General features: G+C 44.2%; 20 protein-coding genes. 15 read left to right on the top strand and 5 right to left on the bottom strand.

Annotated elements, in window-relative coordinates; genetic code table 11:
- Nucleotides 1-676 precede the first annotated feature (676 nt).
- From QUF19_RS16405 to QUF19_RS16395, 3 genes are all read left to right on the top strand, one after another.
- Nucleotides 677-1,297: a lysoplasmalogenase gene (locus tag QUF19_RS16405; RefSeq protein WP_286298913.1), complete on the top strand. Its 621-nt coding sequence runs from the start codon at nt 677-679 to the stop codon at nt 1,295-1,297.
- Between the two features lie 91 nt (nt 1,298-1,388).
- Entirely contained in the window at nt 1,389-1,625 is a 237-nt protein-coding gene (locus QUF19_RS16400) for a YecH family metal-binding protein (protein WP_017079825.1), read from the top strand.
- A gap of 210 nt (nt 1,626-1,835) precedes the next feature.
- Nucleotides 1,836-2,420 (top strand): YhgN family NAAT transporter, encoded by a 585-nt coding sequence (locus QUF19_RS16395; protein WP_029223649.1) that lies wholly within the window; start codon nt 1,836-1,838, stop codon nt 2,418-2,420.
- A gap of 143 nt (nt 2,421-2,563) precedes the next feature.
- Here QUF19_RS16395 and QUF19_RS16390 read toward each other — a convergent pair whose 3' ends face one another.
- Nucleotides 2,564-2,830 (bottom strand): DUF1145 domain-containing protein, encoded by a 267-nt coding sequence (locus tag QUF19_RS16390; RefSeq protein WP_176680587.1) that lies wholly within the window; start codon nt 2,828-2,830, stop codon nt 2,564-2,566.
- A gap of 10 nt (nt 2,831-2,840) precedes the next feature.
- Nucleotides 2,841-3,443: a 16S rRNA (guanine(966)-N(2))-methyltransferase RsmD gene (rsmD, locus tag QUF19_RS16385; protein WP_286295063.1), complete on the bottom strand. Its 603-nt coding sequence runs from the start codon at nt 3,441-3,443 to the stop codon at nt 2,841-2,843.
- 230 nt (nt 3,444-3,673) lie between these two features.
- Between rsmD and ftsY the strand changes: the two genes are divergently transcribed.
- The 6 genes from ftsY (at nt 3,674) to glpG (ending at nt 9,300) form a co-directional block, all read left to right on the top strand.
- Nucleotides 3,674-4,927, top strand: a complete 1,254-nt coding sequence (gene ftsY / locus QUF19_RS16380; protein ID WP_286295062.1) for a signal recognition particle-docking protein FtsY — start codon at nt 3,674-3,676, stop codon at nt 4,925-4,927.
- 77 nt (nt 4,928-5,004) lie between these two features.
- On the top strand, nt 5,005-5,679 hold the full coding sequence (gene ftsE / locus QUF19_RS16375; RefSeq protein ID WP_004740528.1) for a cell division ATP-binding protein FtsE: 675 nt from the start codon (nt 5,005-5,007) through the stop codon (nt 5,677-5,679).
- Nucleotides 5,669-6,637 carry a permease-like cell division protein FtsX gene (ftsX, locus tag QUF19_RS16370; protein ID WP_286295055.1) on the top strand — a complete coding sequence of 323 codons (969 nt, stop codon included), beginning with the start codon at nt 5,669-5,671 and terminating at the stop codon, nt 6,635-6,637. The genes ftsE and ftsX overlap by 11 nt, the downstream gene beginning before the upstream one ends.
- A gap of 177 nt (nt 6,638-6,814) precedes the next feature.
- Nucleotides 6,815-7,672, top strand: coding sequence for an RNA polymerase sigma factor RpoH (gene rpoH / locus QUF19_RS16365; protein ID WP_029223651.1), 858 nt, complete (start codon nt 6,815-6,817; stop codon nt 7,670-7,672).
- 416 nt (nt 7,673-8,088) lie between these two features.
- Nucleotides 8,089-8,409, top strand: a complete 321-nt coding sequence (gene glpE, locus QUF19_RS16360) for a thiosulfate sulfurtransferase GlpE (protein ID WP_004736711.1) — start codon at nt 8,089-8,091, stop codon at nt 8,407-8,409.
- A 48-nt stretch (nt 8,410-8,457) separates the two neighbouring features.
- A complete protein-coding gene (gene glpG / locus QUF19_RS16355) occupies nt 8,458-9,300 on the top strand; it encodes a rhomboid family intramembrane serine protease GlpG (protein ID WP_286295050.1) in 843 nt (280 codons plus the stop codon).
- A gap of 87 nt (nt 9,301-9,387) precedes the next feature.
- Here the strand turns inward: glpG and QUF19_RS16350 are convergent, their stop codons facing one another.
- A complete protein-coding gene (locus QUF19_RS16350) occupies nt 9,388-9,795 on the bottom strand; it encodes a flagellar basal body-associated protein FliL (RefSeq protein ID WP_286295049.1) in 408 nt (135 codons plus the stop codon).
- Nucleotides 9,796-9,957: 162 nt separating this feature from the next.
- On the opposite strand from QUF19_RS16350, the gene QUF19_RS16345 reads away from it, so the two are divergent.
- Complete coding sequence (locus QUF19_RS16345) at nt 9,958-10,497, top strand: chorismate lyase (protein ID WP_192889574.1); 540 nt, start codon at nt 9,958-9,960, stop codon at nt 10,495-10,497.
- Nucleotides 10,498-11,352 (top strand): 4-hydroxybenzoate octaprenyltransferase, encoded by an 855-nt coding sequence (ubiA, locus tag QUF19_RS16340; protein WP_286295047.1) that lies wholly within the window; start codon nt 10,498-10,500, stop codon nt 11,350-11,352.
- Between the two features lie 103 nt (nt 11,353-11,455).
- Here ubiA and plsB read toward each other — a convergent pair whose 3' ends face one another.
- On the bottom strand, nt 11,456-13,879 hold the full coding sequence (plsB, locus tag QUF19_RS16335; protein WP_286295046.1) for a glycerol-3-phosphate 1-O-acyltransferase PlsB: 2,424 nt from the start codon (nt 13,877-13,879) through the stop codon (nt 11,456-11,458).
- Between the two features lie 219 nt (nt 13,880-14,098).
- On the opposite strand from plsB, the gene QUF19_RS16330 reads away from it, so the two are divergent.
- The 4 genes from QUF19_RS16330 (at nt 14,099) to dinF (ending at nt 17,625) form a co-directional block, all read left to right on the top strand.
- Nucleotides 14,099-14,461 (top strand): diacylglycerol kinase, encoded by a 363-nt coding sequence (locus tag QUF19_RS16330; RefSeq protein ID WP_029223652.1) that lies wholly within the window; start codon nt 14,099-14,101, stop codon nt 14,459-14,461.
- A gap of 94 nt (nt 14,462-14,555) precedes the next feature.
- The gene (gene lexA, locus QUF19_RS16325; protein ID WP_017104719.1) at nt 14,556-15,176 is read left to right on the top strand and encodes a transcriptional repressor LexA; all 621 of its coding nucleotides are present in this window, start codon (nt 14,556-14,558) and stop codon (nt 15,174-15,176) included.
- 97 nt (nt 15,177-15,273) lie between these two features.
- Nucleotides 15,274-16,152, top strand: coding sequence for a class I SAM-dependent methyltransferase (locus QUF19_RS16320; protein WP_286295042.1), 879 nt, complete (start codon nt 15,274-15,276; stop codon nt 16,150-16,152).
- Between the two features lie 117 nt (nt 16,153-16,269).
- Nucleotides 16,270-17,625 (top strand): MATE family efflux transporter DinF, encoded by a 1,356-nt coding sequence (gene dinF, locus QUF19_RS16315; RefSeq protein WP_286295040.1) that lies wholly within the window; start codon nt 16,270-16,272, stop codon nt 17,623-17,625.
- 198 nt (nt 17,626-17,823) lie between these two features.
- Here dinF and sthA read toward each other — a convergent pair whose 3' ends face one another.
- Nucleotides 17,824-19,224, bottom strand: a complete 1,401-nt coding sequence (gene sthA / locus QUF19_RS16310; protein ID WP_132970084.1) for a Si-specific NAD(P)(+) transhydrogenase — start codon at nt 19,222-19,224, stop codon at nt 17,824-17,826.
- Between the last annotated feature and the right edge of the window lie 208 nt (nt 19,225-19,432).

Genomic DNA, 19,432 nt, shown 5'->3' with positions numbered 1-19,432 from the left:
GTTTTTGGCTTGTTTAGCTCTGTTTAACTGTGTATTTTGGTGTGTTCTTATTTTGTTCGTTGTGATTTATGTTTGTTCTTATTTGTTTTAAGTTGCTGTTTTATAATGGTTGTTATTTGTAATTTATATTGTTAAAGGTTGTTAAACTGTATTAATAGGGGTTGGCGGTGGTGAGGTTTGATTTGGTTTTGTTTCTGGATTTTTAGCTCAGTTTTGGTGGTTGTTTTGACACGAGGCTTGGGAAATTCTGACAATTCTAGGTATGAGGAAAACAAGTTTCTCACTTTACAAACCTAGAGTCGTCTGGCGTTTTTATTCGCTAGTTAACTCTGGTTTTTTGTATTTAAGTGTTTGTTTTTAATGTTTTTTGGTGAGCTTGTTTTTAACTTTTAGTCGTGGTTTTTGGCGGTATTTAGTGGTTTATTGGGATTTCAATGATCGAGAAGTGTCTAAAATTGAAAGCTGAGTCGTGTAACGCCATTTTAAAGGTGTTTTACGGCGAATCGCTTTAGTTTTAAACGAATCACTGCTATCTCCGCGTAATTGTCATGGCTTTAACTGAAAGGGACTCTTTTTAGTGGAAGCGTAATCAAGATCCAATTTTGAGGGGCTTAGGCTTTACATCAACACTCGTGTGCCTAGACTGGCGACGTTTTAAAGCAATAGGGCAATGGGTATGTGGAGTTGGTTAGCGGTTTCTTTATCTGGTATCGGAGCGATATCAGGGACGAAACATGGACATATCGGTCAGGCCTTAGTGTACAAGGTGTTTACCTTTGTTTTGTTGGCGGTAGTGGCGTTAACTCAATCGATCGTTGCTGAATATACTTATTGGATTGTCGCTGGCTTAGCTATCTCGGCTGTGGCTGACGTTCTGCATACGGTGACTCAAAAACGACCGCTTCATTTTGTCTGTTTTTTATTGGCTCAACTCTGTTATAGCAAGGCATTTTGGCTACAACTCTCAGGTGAGATGGTTTGGTGGTTGTTTGCATTATTGTTGGCTGCCTGCGTTGTCGCTTTCTTCTTACTTCTTCCGCGCTTAGATAGATTGGTTTTTCCCGTGGTCATTATGGGCATTGTGCTTATCCAGCTGGCTTGGGCCTCTGGTGAGGTTTGGTTGCTTGAGCCTCAGCTATCACACGCGGTTGGTTTTGCTGGCTGTAGCGTGCTGCTGCTTTCTGCACTGGCGTATGCTCTCAATTGCTATCGTAGTCCAATCAAGGGCGCTTATCTTTGGGTAACGGGCAGTTACTTCCTAGCTCACGCTCTTATCGTGGCATCTCTAACCATTTAGGATAGAGCACTCTCAACTCTGAGCTACATCAAGGCAGGGTTGCTGAAAATCGGTACTCTACGTTTGATTGATTAAATATTGAGATAGAGTTATGACGACTGAAATTCACGCACACAACGTTTTAAACCTGCTTAGTGAGAAGCCACTGACTCGCGAAGAGCTAACACAAGAACTCGCTCAAACGTATGGCGCAGAAGCTCGTTTCCATACTTGTAAGCTAAATGGTTTAGATTTGGATGGCCTGCTTAAGTTTTTCCTGAAGATGGAAAAGGTTGTGGTTGTCGATGATAAGCTTTGCACCAATCGCGAACGTGTGTGTAACCACTAATTACCAATGATTTGGTTTTTAGAGCCTTTTGGCTTTTATAGATAAGAAGAGTGGATGCTATCTTTTCGGTTCCACTCTTTAAATTACCTTCCTATTTGCTCTCGTTAAATTCCCTTCTAAATAGCATAAGTTAACTCGTTTATTGCTGCGTTCGAAAATCAATGTTGAGGCTGCTATACTCCGCGCACTTACGCTTTTCGAGACAAACTTATGGAAATTTTATCTGCAGCAACCATGCTGTTTCTTATTATGGACCCGCTTGGCAACCTGCCAATCGTGCTCTCAATCCTTAAGCATATCGATCCTAAGCGTCGTCGTATTGTTCTCGTTCGTGAACTGATGTTTGCACTCGTTATCTTGTTGCTGTTCTTGTTTGCTGGCCAAAGCATCATGAACTTCTTGCACGTTCAACCTGAAACTCTGAGTATTTCTGGCGGTATCATTCTGTTTATTATTGCTATTAAGATGATCTTCCCAAGTGCAGGCAGCATCACAGGCCTAGCCGCGGGTGAAGAGCCGTTTATCGTGCCGATGGCCATTCCTATGATTGCGGGCCCATCGGTTATCGCTGCGCTGATTCTTTTGGCGACTCAAAACCCAGACCAGATGTTTGAGTTGTCTCTGTCGGTTTTACTGGCATGGGGCGTAACCTTCTTCATTCTTATGTTTAATGGTTTCTTCTTGCGTATTCTTGGTGAGAGAGGCTTGAAGGCGATAGAGCGTCTAATGGGCTTACTGTTGGTTATGCTGTCGACTCAAATGTTCTTAGATGGTGTGAAAAGCTACATGTCTTAGCATTTTCTTATCGTTCAATTTCTTCTCGAACAATAAAAAACGCCGCTCAAATGAGCGGCGTTTTTGTATTTATCTTTCTCGTAACTAGGCTTTCTGCATCGAGTACTGTGTACTGAAGCTTGTATATCTGGGCTCTAGCTCGATTACATCATGTGTTTGCGTCGGATATCGAGAAGGGCAAAGACTCCGAAAATCAATATTGACCACTTTTCCCAACGTGACATTTCGATCTTATCGCCGAAAGCACCGATAAAGATCAGCATCTGCAAGCCGTGCATGAAGAACAAGAATGCTGTCATGATATAAAGCGCAATCGCAGCATTGCCTGGGAATGGGTAGAAAATATTTGCGATTAAGATAAACCAAACAAAGGCGATGGCCGTTTTGGCTAATGGAAGCAAGAACTTCATTCAATAACTCCTATTCTTCAGTGGTTCGATTAAACAGACGGTAGCTCGACTGCCCCGTAGTCTTATCGCGGTGCAATTCCCAGTTCTCTGGCATTGCTTCGAGTTGTAATTCTTTTTCTGTCTCAACGTAAATGATGGCATTGTCGGCAAGCCAGCCATTGCTCTCAAGAAGCTCCACAGTTTCAGTTAATAAGCCTTTACGAAATGGAGGATCAAGAAAGACCATATCGTAAGGAGTACCCGGCTTTTTGAGGAAAGAGATCGCATCGGTGTTTACCACGTTGATGTTGTCTGCTTTGAGCTCTTTTGCATTATCAGCAAGCTGTTTAGCGGCCTTCTGATTCATTTCTAGTAGCGTCACTAATTTTGCTTGGCGAGAAGCCGCTTCAAAACCTAGACCACCAGAACCAGCAAATACATCCAAGCAGGTCGAGTGTGGGATATCTTGTGCTACCCAGTTAAAAAGAGTCTCTTTTACTCGATCAATGGTCGGGCGTAAGCCTTCTAAATCATGAACAGGCAGTTTTCTACCTCTCCATGAGCCACTAATAATTCGAACAAAGCCTCCGGATGGCTTTTTTTGTGATGTGTTTTGCTGGCGACGTCTTACCATAGATTTTTTGACCGCTAATAAAGTGATACTATACCGAGCCCAATTTAGTTGGGTTCGGGTATTAAATAAATTTGCAATGACAAAGTGTATCAAGCTAAAAGCAAACTTATCACTGCTTTGTCATTTTTCTTTACTATTCGTTTGTACAAGCTTGTATTGTATAACAATAGCAAAGAGTCGACGTGCATTAAGTCAATGCAGTTAATTAGTAGATCTAGGAAACTCCTCTGATGACGGAAAAAAAGAAGCGCGGATTATTATCGTGGCTTGGTTTTGGTGAAGAAGAACAAAGCCCAAAAACTCAGAATGAAGCGGACGTAGAAAACGTTGAAGAGCAAACTGAAGTTGAATCACAAGTCGAGGCTGAAGCTGAAGTAGCTAAGCCAACTGAAATTCAGTCAGTTGAATCTGAGCTTGCTGAATCAGATCAAGCGCTTGAAGAGACTCAAGAAGAGCATCAGCCTGTCCTAGCAGAAGCAGAAGCAGAAGCAGAAGCAGAAGCAGAACAGGAAGAGGTTGTTGTTCCTCAAGCTAAGATTGAAGAAGTTCAAGAAAAGCCAACAGAAAGCTTTTTTGCGCGTCTTAAGCGCAGCCTAAGTCGCACTAAAGCGAATATCGGTGCTGGCTTCTTTGGCTTGTTCAAGGGTAAACAAATCGATGAAGATCTGTTTGAAGAACTAGAAGAGCAACTTCTGATCGCTGACGTGGGTATGAATACTACCGTTAAGATCATTGAAAACCTGACAGAAAAAGCATCTCGCAATGACCTAAAAGATGGTGAAGCTCTATATGGTCTGCTCAAAGAAGAGATGGCAGAAATCCTAAGCCAAGTTGAACAGCCTCTTGTGGTTGATACAACGAAAACGCCTTACGTTATTTTGATGGTTGGTGTGAACGGTGTGGGTAAGACGACCACTATCGGTAAGCTGGCGAAGCAATTCCAAGGCGAAGGCAAAAAAGTGATGCTGGCAGCAGGTGATACCTTCCGTGCAGCAGCTGTAGAGCAACTTCAAGTTTGGGGACAACGTAATGACGTTCCTGTGATTGCTCAACATACTGGCGCAGACAGTGCTTCTGTTATCTACGATGCTATCGAAGCCGCTAAAGCGCGTGGTGTTGATGTCGTGATTGCTGATACTGCCGGTCGTTTGCAGAACAAGAGCAACTTGATGGAAGAGCTACGCAAGATTGTTCGTGTAATGAAGAAGATTGATGACTCTGCACCGCACGAAATCATGCTTACGTTAGATGCAGGCACTGGTCAGAATGCGATTAGCCAAGCGAAACTGTTCAGTGAAGTAGCGCCGGTAACGGGTATTACGCTAACTAAACTAGATGGTACGGCGAAAGGTGGTGTTATTTTCTCAATTGCTGACCAGTTCCAGATTCCAATTCGTTACATTGGTGTGGGTGAAGGCATTGATGACCTACGTCCATTTGAGTCGAAAGACTTTATTGAAGCACTATTTAGTCGTGAAGAGTAACTCGTGTAGCAAAGTGGTTTATCCTTAACCTGCTACCGTTTTAAGTTTGATATGAGTGATCGTAAGAGGAATTTTCGGTGATCAAATTTCAGCAAGTGAGTAAAGCCTACCGAGGCGGACGCCAGGCGCTCCAAAAAGTGGACTTTCATCTCAAACGTGGAGAGATGGCATTTTTAGGCGGGCACTCCGGTGCTGGTAAAAGTACCTTGCTGAAGTTGATTTGCGCCATTGAGCGCCCAACGGATGGCCGCGTTTGGTTTAACGACCACGATATCACTCGTATACCAGCCAAAGACATTCCCTTTTTACGCCGTAATATTGGGATTGTCTTTCAAGACCATCGTCTGCTGATGGATCGCTCTATCTTTGATAACGTCGCACTGCCTATGCGTATTGAATCTATTTCTGAAAATGAAATAAAGCGCCGAGTCAGTGCTGCGTTGGATAAAACCGGCTTACTAGACAAAGCCCGTTGTTTGCCAAGCCAGCTTTCTGGTGGTGAACAGCAACGCGTGGGTATCGCTCGCGCTGTGGTTAACCGTCCAACTCTGCTTTTAGCGGATGAGCCGACCGGTAACCTAGATCCTGAATTGTCGAACCGTGTCCTGCGCTTGTTTGAAGAGTTTAACCGCGCGGGTGTAACGATCATCCTAGCGACGCACGATATCGGGTTAGTGAACACTCGCCCCCAATACCGTCATCTTGAATTAAACCAAGGCTTTTTGAGTGAGGTTGAAGATTATGGCCGCTAATAAGCGCATCAAGAAACCTCAATCCAACCGAGCCGCGAGCCGCGCTGCCAGTGACGGCTTTTTTGTTGTTCACTGGAAACAAGCCAAGTCGTCTTTCTCGCAAATGTGGCAACGCCCAATCGGTAATCTACTGACGTTGGCTGTTATCTCAATGGCCTTGGCGATGCCTGCCTGTTTGTACCTACTTGGTAAAAACGTTGGAGAAGTGGCGAAAGACGTCACCAGCCCATCACAAATCAGTGCTTATGTAGAGGATGGAATTCCTGAGCCTCGAGTGATAGTACTGAAAGATGAAATAGAAGGCTGGGATCAAGTTGAGTTGGTTGAATACATTTCACCACAGCAAGGCCTTGCTGATTTGAGCAAGTATTCTGGTTTTGATGACGCACTGACGATTTTAGATGATTACTCGTTGCCTGGTGTGTTGGTGATTACGCCAAGTGTACACAACGACACGCAAATCAAAGAATTGGCGAGCAAGGTTAAGAAACAAGAGCTCGTGACCGATGTTCGTTTAGACGAAGATTGGCTTGCAAGGCTGGATGCGATCAAAGCACTGGCGGCTGTCATCGTGATTACATTAACCGTGCTTATGCTGGGTGCTGTGTTTTTGATTATTGGCAATACATTACGATTTAATGTGTTGGCGCATAAAGAAGAGATTCAAACCATGAAGCTGATTGGTGCCACCGATAGCTTCATCTTACGCCCATACCTATATTCTGGAATGTGGTTTGGCGTGTTGGGCGCGATTTGCGCTTGGGTAATGACGGCATTGATTACTGTTTTACTTAACAGTGCGGTTGATGATTTAGCTCAGCTTTACGATAGTCACTTTAGACTGATTGGCTTAAGTTGGGATGAATCGTTACTGCTTTTGATCGTTGGAACCCTATTAGGCAGTGTGGCTGCGAAGCTTTCCGCACAGCGCCACCTAAAAGAAATTGAACCTGTTTAGTTGAATAGAGTCATATTTAGACGATAAATAGGCACTTTTTAATCAGTTTTTACCTTGTATAGACGAATTGATTATGCATAATTACTTCCCCCTTCTTGAATCCTGTTCATTTTAGGTTCAAGATTGTCGGGTTTTAATAGATATATTACTCCAGATCAGAGATTGATGAGGAACCGAATGGCAAACCAATCGTATCAAATGGCTTTAGTCACACAAGATAGTTTAGATAGCTATATCCGATCAGCGAACAGCTACCCAATGCTGACGCCTGAAGAGGAACGTGGACTTGCAGAGCGATTACATTACAAAGGTGAGATCGATGCTGCGAAAGGTTTGATCCTTTCACACCTAAGATTCGTGGTGCACGTTGCAAGAGGCTACTCTGGCTACGGGCTGCCAATGGCTGATCTCGTCCAAGAAGGTAACATCGGCCTAATGAAGGCGGTGAAGCGCTTCAACCCTGAAGTGGGTGTTCGACTGGTTTCTTTTGCTGTTCACTGGATCAAAGCTGAGATTCACGAATATGTATTGCGTAACTGGCGTATCGTTAAGATTGCGACAACCAAAGCACAGCGCAAACTGTTCTTTAACCTGCGTAAATCTAAGAAGCGTCTAGGCTGGTTCAATAACGGTGAAGTTGAGACTGTTGCTCGTGAACTGGGCGTAGAGCCTTCAGAAGTTCGTGAAATGGAATCTCGCTTAGCGGCACAAGATGCAACCTTTGAAGCTCCGATGGATGACGACGAAGGCGGTTCTGCTTACACGGCTCCGGTTTACTACTTAGAAGACAAAGCGTCAGACGTTGCAGAAACGGTTGAAGCGGCTAACTGGGAATCTCATACCAATAATCGTCTAGGACTCGCACTGAAGAGCTTAGACGAACGCAGTCAGCACATTGTGCGCTCACGTTGGTTGGATGATAACAAGTCGACCCTGCAAGACTTAGCGGATACCTACAGCATCTCTGCTGAGCGTGTACGTCAGTTAGAGAAGAATGCCATGAAGAAGTTGAAACAAGCCGTTGGCGACTTCTAAGCACTAAACTAACAGCACCATAAAAAATTAGAATTTGAAAAGGCCGAGATCGAGAGATCTCGGCCTTTTTGTTTTGGATCGAATTCTCAACTTTTGCGATCGATATTTGCATTGTGACTTTGTGGATAACTCTGTGATAAGTTTATTCGTCAGCTGTCTAAAAGCAGGGTGTAGTAAGGCTTTGGAAGGGTTTTTGGTGTGGGGATATGTTTTAAGTAACCCACAGCTAGATCAGGATCATTACTATATGTTGTGGATCCATTTTCCAAAAACCACTTTATTCACGCAATTCACAGATTTATCCACAATTGGTGTAAAAGTGATCGCTGGTGGATAACCTTATTAAGTGGATGTGATTGTTAGCCTTGGGATAGGTTACAATGGCAGCAAAGTAAATCAGCATAAAAGAGAAAGTCATGGACCAGTTTAAACATATCGATGTTAAAGGTGCTCAAGCCCTTATAGAGCAAGGTGAAGCTCGACTTGTCGATATCCGCGATCCGCAGTCTTTTGCGGTCGCTCACTCTAAAACCGCTTATCACCTAACGAACGATACGATGGTGTCGTTCATGGATGAAGTTGAGTTTGAACAGCCTATTTTGGTGATGTGCTATCACGGCATCAGTAGCCAAGGCGCAGCACAATATTTAGTGAACCAAGGTTTCGAAGAGGTATATAGTGTAGATGGCGGTTTCGAAGCTTGGCACCGTGCTGAACTTCCTGTGATTGCTGGTTAATTACCTTTTCGCTTCAAGCATCTCTCATAGCATGAATAGGAAGTAACAATGATTAGATTGATGGTGTTAGACAACCCACGTCTTGCTCAAGCATTTATTGATTATATGGCGTCTCGTCAGATCCCTATTCAGATGTCTCCTGAGGGGGAAGGGCGTTTTGCTCTTTGGCTTCTTGATAGCCAATTTCAGGTTGAAACCGAAGCTGAGCTCAATCGCTTCTTGTCGGAACCTAATCATAAGCGCTATCAAGCGGCGTCTTGGGACATGGCAGAGACCAGAAAGAGTAACTTTCATTACCACACACCAAGCTTCATGGGCATGATAAAAGCCAAAGCTGGCCCTGTGACACTGAGTATCATGCTGGTGTGTGTGGTGATTTTTGCTCTGCAGCAGATAGGTTTTGGTCAGGCAATCTTTAACGCCTTACATTTTCCTGCGGTTGATGGACAACAATGGCAGCTTTGGCGCTGGTTAAGTCACGCTGTTTTGCATTTCTCTGTTATGCACATCGCATTCAATATCTTGTGGTGGTGGCAACTGGGCGGAGATATCGAGAAAAAGTTAGGCGGCCTCAAGTTGCTTCAGATCTTTGCTGTCTCTTCTGCACTTTCTGGTGCTGGGCAATACTGGGTTGAGGGAGCGAACTTTGGTGGTCTTTCTGGCGTGGTGTATGCGTTGGTCGGTTACTTGTGGGTGGTAGGTGCAAAAGCACCTCAGCTTGGCTTAGGCATCCCAAGACAAATCGTCGGCTTTATGTTGGTGTGGTTAGTCTTGGGTTATATGCAGCCGTTCATGGCCATCGCCAATACTGCGCATCTCGCTGGCTTAGTAGCTGGTGTGATAATTGGTTTGATTGATGCGATGAAAGCGCCGAACTCAGCAACAAGCTAAATGATGCTCTCTCACTGGTAGAGAAACGATAAAAACAAAAAGCGGCCACTGGCCGCTTTTTTATTGGGAATCTATGGGTAATGACTGTTACTGGTAGAGGTATTTAGTAAACAGTAAGTCAGCAATGATGGTTTTGCCTGTTTCTGGAAGCAGAATCTTGTTGAGGTGCTCAACTAGACTTTTTCTTAAATCTTCACGACCAGACAACGATTTAATGGTTTCTTCGTTCTGCTTGCCAAGTAATTCAATCACCGCATCACGAATCAAAGGTTGGTGATACTCAATGGCCGCAAGGTCATCACTGTTTGCTACCATGATGTCGAGGCGTACCTGAATATAGCCAAGATTTTTACCTTTAGTGTAAAAATTGGTTGTGAGGTCGGGCTCTAGTGTGAAGTAGGCGAGTTTAGGCCCAGACTCTTCTTCTGCAAAACTTGATGCTGAAAAGAGTAGGGTAATCGCAAGAAATATTTGGGCTACATAACGTTTGTGCATATTTGTGACTTTTCTTTAGTTTATTCGCGATATTCGAAACGCGTTTGTCTTGTTACAATAAGCGGTCTAAATCTAAATACGTTTACAATTCGAAGAACGCTTTAATTTTGTTCGAAAGTTGAAGCTTTATTGTACGTGTAAAGTCACCTATTGAATACTAGTATGAATCAGCCAATATCGCTGTATCTTAATTCGTTAATGAATGTAGATTGGCAAAGTACAGAAACATTTGATTTTCCTAATGAAACCACCAAAGAGTGGCTGATGGAGCAAGGTTCTCTTTCCCGAAAGTTAGGGGAGTGCTGTCAGCATTTATCTGTTGAGTTGCTTCATAACCAAGTTGTCGAGCGCTCAATGCTCCAACCTGACGAGGAACATCTTTTATCATCGTTTGATTGCTTGCTGCGTAAAGTAATTTTAAAGGGTGATGATACCCCGTGGGTGCTAGGTCGTACCTTAATTCCCAGAGTCACGTTAGACGATCAGCATTCTGACCTTTCTCAACAAGGTAATGTCCCGCTTGGTTTAACGGTTTTCAGCGCTGAGAACGTGAAGCGAGATGCGCTGCAAGTTGGTTGGGTTATTGCAGGCGATGAGCGATTGCTCGCACGCCGCTCTCGATTATGGATGAACCATAAGCCAATGCTTGTGGCAGAGTTGTTTTTACCCACAGCCCCAATTTACTCTAAGGAGAATGTGTAAATGCTGGCCACCAAAGCGAAAGCGTATTGGCAGTTAACGCGAATGAATCGCCCAATTGGTACCTTATTACTCCTTTGGCCGACCTTATGGTCTCTGATTATTGCTGCGCAAGGCATGCCAGATTTTGATGTCTTGGTTGTTTTCGTACTTGGCGTCGTGTTGATGCGTTCGGCGGGCTGTGTGATCAATGACTTTGCCGATCGCAAAGTCGATGGTCATGTAAAACGCACCAAGCAGCGCCCATTACCTTCTGGTTTAGTTTCCAGTAAAGAAGCGATATTGCTCTTCTTAGTATTGGCGGTGGTTTCATTCTTATTGGTGTTAACCATGAACCTGCTGACGATTAAGCTTTCTGTTATCGGTGTTGGCTTAGCCTTTATCTATCCTTTCATGAAGCGTTTTACACATCTTCCACAACTGTTTCTTGGGTTAGCTTTTAGTTGGGCGATTCCAATGGCGTGGGCTGCTCAAACCAATGAACTGCCAAATGTAGTGTGGTTTATTTTCGTGATTAATGCGCTTTGGACGATAGCCTACGACACGCAATATGCGATGGTGGATCGAGATGACGACCTTAAAATTGGTATCAAATCGACCGCTATTTTATTTGGCCGCTTCGACAAGCTTATCGTTGGCTTCTTACAATTAGTGACACTGGCGATGCTGATTGCGCTAGGCATGCATTACCAGTTGGGTGATACCTTCTATTGGGCATTGTTGGTGGCAGGTAGCTTGTTTGTGTATCAACAACATTTGATGCGTCATCGTGACCGAGACTTATGTTTCCAAGCTTTCCTAAACAACAACTACGTTGGGATGGCAGTGACAGCAGGCTTATTCATTACCTTCTGGTAAGTTTGGTCATTGAATCCGCTCCCAATAAAAAGGCACCCAATGGGTGCCTTTTTCGATCGTGTTCAATCAAGCCTTGAACAGAGGTTCACTGTATACTAAGAGATTACTCTGCTTGGTGAATACTCTCTTGAATAGTCAGACGGACTTCTGGGTAAAGCATCGAGTAAAGAAGCTTAGCGAACTGCTGAGTCTTTTCTAAATCACAGTTACCATCGTTATCAAGATATTGCTGCTGTTTCAGTGTCGCAAACATCGATGCGAATACACCTTTGTCGAAGAACTCTGGAGCATTGATACCATGCAAACGCCCCAGTCGTTGCGCGATGTCTTGGCTCTTTTGCTCAAGATCAGATTTATCAAGATCAGGGTTCTCTGCCAATAGATTCAGCGCAATTGAGTAACGTTGTAAAGTCTCTGAAATCGTACGACCTAACAGCATCAGTGCTTGGCTATTTGATTGGTTGATCGTTACTTCACCGTCAGAAACGACAATCATGCCTTGGCTGACTAGTTCATTAATGATGTTCGCAACCACATCTTCAAGCTGATCTTCGTCATAGCTTAAGAACAGCTCTTTCTTCAAGAACGGGTAGATCGCAGCGACATTCTTCTGAATATTCGCGATTGAGATCCCACGTTGGCGAATTGTCATCTGAGCAATCAATGATGGCAGCGCAAACAAGTGGATGATGTTATTACGGTAGTAAGTCATCAGAATGGATTGGTGACGATCAAGTGAAATGATGTCGCCCATCGTGTCTGATTCAATCAAGAACTTGTTCAATGACTCTGCGTGTTTTACCAGATCTTCAGCGCTGTCTTTAGGCACTGTGAATGTATCCGAGTAAGGAACGTTCTTAAGCAGAGATAGGTAGCAGTTGATTTGAGAAACCAGAGAATCACGAGACAATGCGCGCTGTCGAGATGCAAGTAGCGCGGTCGCACAGAGTGTCAGTGCATTGGTTGCTGCTGCATCGTTAATGTGCGTCATCATCTTAGTCGCCAGATCGTTAACCACAGGGTTCATCCATTGTGGTTTGCTGGTGCCCATTGGATCGATGTCTTTAGTCCACTCCGGTGCGTGCTCGTTCAGGTATTGGTTAAGTTGGATCGGCTCACCGAAGTTCACATAACCTTTACCAAAGTTGCGCAGCTTACGCAGAGTTCGAATCACAAGGCTCGCATTCTCTTTCTCTTTGCGCTTACCACGCAGCTCTTTGGCATAAGTAGCTACTTCCATTACGTGTTCATAACCGATGTACACAGGAACCAAAGTTACAGGACGGTTCATACCACGCAGCATTGCTTGAATGGTCATCGCTAGCATGCCCGTTTTCGCTTGCAGTAGACGACCCGTACGAGAGCGACCACCTTCACTGAAGTACTCAACTGAGTAACCTTTAGCGAACAGTTCGGCTAGGTATTCACGGAAAATCGTAGAGTACAGTTTGTTGCCTTTGAAGCTACGACGAATAAAGAACGCACCACCGTGACGGAAAATAGGACCGGCAGGGAAGAAGTTGAGGTTGATACCCGCAGCGATGTGCGGAGGCACCATGCCTTCATGATAAAGAACATAAGAAAGCAGTAAGTAATCCATGTGGCTGCGGTGACAAGGCACGTAAACAATTTCGTGGCCGTCTTGAGCTAGCTTACGAACCGTTGAAGCGTTGCTAATATGCAGACCTTGGTACAACTTATTCCACAACCAACCAAGAATTTTCTCACCACGTTTAATTAACGAGTAAGAGAAGTTAGCTGCGATCTCATCCATGATGTCCTGAGCTTCTTTGCTCGCTTTCTCTATGGAAATATTTTTTGCTTCAGCTTCGTCTTCTATCGCCTTCTTGATTGCTTCTGATTTTAACAGGCGGTCGAACAGTGCTTGGCGGCTTGGCAGGTTAGGACCTGATGCTGCAAGCTTTTGACGAGAGAAGTGAATGCGTGCCACGCGAGCAAGCTTGTGCGCGATAGTGCTATCGGTGCCGTGTGAGTTGGCCATGTAGCGTAGAGAGACAACCGGGCTAAAGCGAACCAAACAGTCACGACCAGCCAGTAATACGGCTTTTGACTTTTCTAAGCCGTTCATTGCTTGTAGGTAAGGTTTCTGGTTATTCTCTTTACCTGGTTTACGTCCCCACAAGACGGTTGCTGGGATAACTTGAACATCAAGCTCTGAGTCTTCAGCATGCAGTGAAAGCAGCTCAGAGAAAACTTCAATTGAAGAGCTTGGAACATAGTCATCATCTTGCAGCAATGTTTTGCGTGAAGATATGAACACGAAGCGTTGCAGTGATTTGCCGTTTATTTCAAGCTTGCTAAAAGGATCGGGTAAGCCCAATTCCAGCGCGTGCTTTTGCAGCGTAAGCAGGTCGACACTTGAGCGAAATGGTAAGGCGTATACAATCGGTTTGCCTAAATCAATGTTCAAATCCTCAACCGGATTCGAAGGTATTGATGTGCCCTTTACCAAAACGGATAAAGGTAGCTTCATTAATGAACGTGAAAAAGATTGTCCAGAAGACATATAGGTTCACTGCCTCAATAGTTATTTCAATGTGCTTAAGCGTATCTCTATTTCTATGATGAAAGGATAAATCCTGTGAGTGAAATAGGGATAAGCCTAGGCGTAAATTTAATCGATGCAAGAATACCAGAAACTGGTCTAACCTTTTAATGGAAATAGTCATATTGCCGTTAAGTTTGTTTAAAATCATTCATCGACTGATTGAGTATAGGGTTAAAAATGAGCAAAAAATCAAACACCGGATTCAAACGCATAGTGAAAGCAGCGGGCTTTTCATGGCAAGGCATCACTAGCTCATTTAAAAACGAGGCGGCTTTTCGCCAAGAAGTATTTATGGCAGCGGTGTTAATCCCACTGGCGTTCTACTTAGATGTGAGCCAGGTAGAGCGCATCTTAATGATTGCTGCCGTTGTATTAGTGGTCGTGGTCGAGTTGATTAATACAGCGATTGAAGCGGTCGTAGATCGGATTGGCAGTGAACATCATGAACTCGCGGGCATGGCTAAAGATGCCGGTTCTGCTGCGGTTTTTGTCTGTTTAGGCTTAGCGGGTTATGTTTGGCTAGACATTTTATTTTTGTGATTTTTGAAAAATGAACTAAAAACAACCAATTGCTTTGCTTTTGTTCGGTTACTGGATATACTCACAGTCAACTGTATAAAAAGACAGGTGAATCATGAAGCCGTTAACGCCCCGCCAACAACAAGTTTTCGATCTTATCAAAAGTAAGATTGACGATTTCGGTATGCCACCGACACGCGCAGAAATTGCACGCGAACTAGGCTTCCGTTCTGCTAATGCTGCAGAAGAACATTTGAAAGCTCTTGCTCGTAAAGAAGCGATTGAGATTATCCCGGGTGCGTCTCGCGGTATTCGTATTTTGCTTGAAGATGCAGCGAACGAAGAGCAAGGTTTACCATTAATCGGTCAGGTTGCCGCTGGCGAGCCTATTTTGGCTCAAGAGCATGTAGAAATGCATTACCAAGTTGACCCAGGTATGTTTAAGCCACAAGCTGACTTCTTACTTCGCGTAAATGGCGAAAGTATGAAAGACATCGGTATTATGGATGGCGATTTACTGGCCGTGCATAAAACACAAGACGTGCGTGATGGACAAGTTGTCGTTGCTCGTGTCGATGATGATGTAACGGTAAAACGCCTAGAACGCAAAGGTTCTACCGTTCTGTTGCATGCTGAAAATGAAGAGTTTTCTCCAATTCACGTGGACCTAGAATCCCAACACTTGTCTATTGAAGGGCTTGCGGTTGGTATTATTCGTAACACGGACTGGATGTAGTCATTACAAGCAGCTTATTGATATTTATTCTCAATAACTTGTTATTGTAATTGATATTCATTATCATCTTCTTTGTCGAGATACAAGGAAGATGATGATGCCAAACCCAACCAAACCTCAAATGAAGCCGCTTGTTCGTAAGCTGCGCTCCTCTGATCAAAAGACTTCTTCTGATCAAAGGTCTGCACATCAAGAATTCCAAGTTCCGACCAACCTCGTCCAACATCTTTGGTTTCGCAGCCGCGAAAGTCTTGCCGATGATGGCCTAGTTTATGATCCTATTGCAGCTCAAGCCTGTAAGCGTTGCCAGCTAGCGCCTGAATGTCTTACTGGTGAACTCGACCAACAACAGCTTCTCTACGCAACATTGACTCAGCTTTGCGATTCTCAGGTACAGCAGTTTTTATCTCATAACCCAGATGCTTGGATCATTAATGTTGGAGCCGGGCTTGATACGCGTTTCTATCGTTTAGATAATGGTCGTTGTCATTGGGTTGAATTGGATGTCACAGAGAACTTAGTTTGGCGCCAACGCTTGTTCCACAAAAATGAACGCTATCGTTTGGAATGTGGCTCGGTTGATGATCTGACGTGGCTCGATGAACTGAACATCCCAGAGCAGGCCTCAGTAATGGTGGTGTGTGAACACGCTCTGCTTGATTGCAATGAACAGCAGACGGCACATTTTATTCAATCTCTCAGTCGTTATTTTACTCACGCCCACGCCTGCTTAGTATTGGCCGGAGATAAAAGTTCAAGTACGTTGGGGCAGAAGCTAGGATCTGGTGAGTATGCTCACGGGTTGTCTTCACCAATAGACAGCGTCCTTAACTGGTTGCCGTGGGCGCAATGGGTTAAATCGTTTTCACCTTTAGAACAGCAATGTAATCGTTGGAAGTTGTGGCAGCGATTGTTGTGTAAGATTTCTCAGTTTAAAAAGCGTTTAACTCCTCAATTAGTACTGGTTAAATGGTAATGCTAGCTTCTTCTATCAACAGATAGCTTGGGAAAAGCTAACCAAGACATAAAGTACACAACATAGTGAAAGCACACTCACTAGGTTAAACTATCGCCTCTAATCAAAGAGGTGATCGTGAAGCTATTTAATCCCCAAACTATTTTTCAAATTCTATTCAATCAAGCGATGCACAAAAAAGTGCTTTTGCTCGCGATCCCGATGGTTCTTTCCAATATTACGGTTCCTCTACTGGGTTTAGTCGACGCTGCGGTTATCGGTCACTTAGAGCATTCTTGGTATTTAGGTGGTGTGGCCTTGGGTGGCACTATGATCAGCGTGACTTTTTGGTTACTTGGTTTCCTACGAATGTCGACGACCGGGCTGGCCGCGCAATCTTACGGGGCGAACGATGGCAAGCAACTTGGCTTAGTCTTTGTGCAAGGCGTGACCATGGCCTTAGGGTTTGCTGGTGTCTTTTTGCTATTGCACAGCTTCGTTGCGGATGCGGTTTTCTCTCTGAGCAGTGCCAGTGACCAAGTGAAACACTATGGTCAGCAATATTTCTCCATCCGAGCATGGAGTGCGCCTGCTGCGTTGACTAACTTTGTGCTGTTAGGTTGGTTACTCGGAACCCAAAATGCCAAAGCACCTATGTGGATGGTGATCATTACTAATATCACCAACATTGTTTTAGATATCGTATTTGTGATTGGCTTCGGTTGGCAAGTTGAAGGCGCTGCGTTGGCATCGGTGATTGCGGATTATGCGGGTCTAACGTTTGGCTTAATTTGTGTGTATCGAATCTGGATGAAGAGGCAACTGCCATCACCTTGGGATCTGCTTAAGAAAACCAGCCAAGGCTTGAGCCGTTTTGTGAAATTGAATCGCGATATCTTTCTGCGTTCCTTATGTCTGCAGGCCACTTTTACTTTTATGACTTTCCAGGGCGCAAGCTTTGGTGATGATGTGGTGGCAGCCAATGCGGTACTGATGAGTTTCTTGATGATCATCTCTTATGGGATGGATGGTTTTGCCTACGCAATGGAAGCCATGGTCGGTAAAGCGATCGGTGCGAAAGATAAAGTTGAGCTCAATCAGTCGTTGATAGGTACTTTCTTTTGGAGTTTCAATATTTGTTTGGTACTGACCATAGTGTTCGCGATTGCTGGGTCTAGTTTGATTAATATGATCACCACAATCCCAGAAGTTAAGACTCAAGCTGAAGTTTATTTACCGTGGTTGATTGCGATGCCACTCGTTTCTATGTGGTGCTTCTTGCTGGACGGTATCTTCGTGGGTGCGACCAAAGGCAAAGATATGCGTAACAGTATGTTTGTGGCCACCTGCAGTTTCTTTGCAATTTTCTACTTAGCATCAGGTTTAGAAAACCATGCGTTGTGGCTAGCAATGTTGAGCTTTATGGCGATGCGTGGGATTGGTCTTGGTGTTTTATTTGTTTCTCAATGGAAGAAAGGAGAGTTTCTCGCTTAGCTTACTTAGATAGCTTAGGTAGATTAGTTCAGTGAGCGGAAAAGAGAAGCTGTGCAGGTAACAGGGTACTTAGGACATCATGATCTAAATACTATCATAGCTATATAATTCAGTGGCTTAAATAAAAACAGCAAGCTCATGGCTTGCTGTTTATGTATTTGGCCTACAGGTGGTCAAATAGTCCTGTTGGTTCTTTGTTTAGAATAAACGGTTAAGTCCGTTAAGCGCTGCGACGCGATAAGCTTCAGCCATTGTTGGATAGTTGAAGGTCGTATTCACAAAGTACTCGATGGTATTTGCTTCGCCTTTCTGTTCCATGATTGCCTGACCGATGTGGATGATCTCAGCAGCACGCTCTCCAAACACGTGGATACCTAAAATCTCTTTGGTTTCACGGTGGAATAGGATTTTCAAACTACCAATATCTTTACCCGCGATTTGTGCACGAGCGAGGTGTTTGAATGAAGAGCGTCCAACTTCGTAAGGAACCTTCGCAGCAGTAAGCTCTTGCTCTGTTTTACCCACAGAGCTGATCTCCGGAATTGTGTAGATGCCCGTTGGAATGTCTTCAATCAGATGGCCTTCCGCTTCGCCTTTCACTATTGCTTGAGCCACGAAACGACCTTGGTCATAGGCAGCACTTGCCAAGCTAGGGTAGCCAATCACATCACCCACGGCATAAACGTGGCTGATACTGGTTTGGTAATTGCTGTTAACCGACACTTGACCACGTGAATCCGATTCTAGCCCTACAGCACCAAGATTCAGCTTGTCTGTGTTACCTGTTCGGCCATTGGCATACAGTAGGCAATCAGCACGCATTTTCTTACCTGACTCTAGGTGAATGATGACACCGTCATCAGTGCCTTCAATTTTCTCAAAGGTTTCATCGTTACGAATTACGACGCCACTGTTCCAGAAGTGGTAAGAAAGCGCATCTGAGGTTTCATTGTCTAGGAATGACAGTAAGCGGTCTCGAGTATTGATGAGATCGGTTTTCACGCCTAAACCACGGAAGATCGACGCGTACTCACAACCGATAACGCCAGCACCATAAATGATGATGTGCTGAGGGTCGTGTTTAAGAGAAAGAATAGAATCGCTGTCGTAGATACGTTCGTGTAGGAAGTCGACGTTGTCTGGCTGGTAAGGGCGAGAGCCTGTCGCGATAACAAACTTGTCTGCACTGTAATGCTCTTCAGTACCATCGCTTTGTAAAACAGAAATAGTGTTGGTATCAATAAAACGAGCGGTACCAAATACCAGTGTACATTGGTTGCGATCGTAGAAACCTTGGCGCAGTCGAGTTTGCTTATCGATGACTGATTTAGCATGACCCAGTATGTTGGAGAAGGTTGAGTGAATGCTTTTGTTGTTCTGACAAAACAGCGGGTTGCTGTTGAATTCAATAATACGACTCACGGCATGACGCAGTGCTTTTGAAGGAATGGTTCCCCAGTGAGTACAACCACCACCAACGCTGCTCTCTTTCTCAATGATTGCAACGTTCAACCCGGCTTTGGTTAATCCCATCGCTGCCCCTTCGCCTCCGGGGCCACTACCAATTACGATTACATCAAAGTGGTTGGAGTGTGGCATAGATATCTTCCTTGTTATATTTGATTAACATTGCTTTAGCGAGATTTTAACTGATTCTGTTCTTGGGTACATGAAAAGGGCATCAGAGAGTCGGTGGGATCACGCAGTGTTATCGAAAAAATAATATTTGGTATGTCGTATGTCTCCAAATGACAGTGTGGAGATTGAAATTTTTTCTTCGAACGTATTTACTTCGGTACGTGAACAA

This window comes from Vibrio sp. FE10 (assembly GCF_030297155.1).
Lineage (GTDB): Bacteria > Pseudomonadota > Gammaproteobacteria > Enterobacterales > Vibrionaceae > Vibrio > Vibrio apostichopi.
This window is presented reverse-complemented; position numbering and strand designations above follow the sequence as displayed.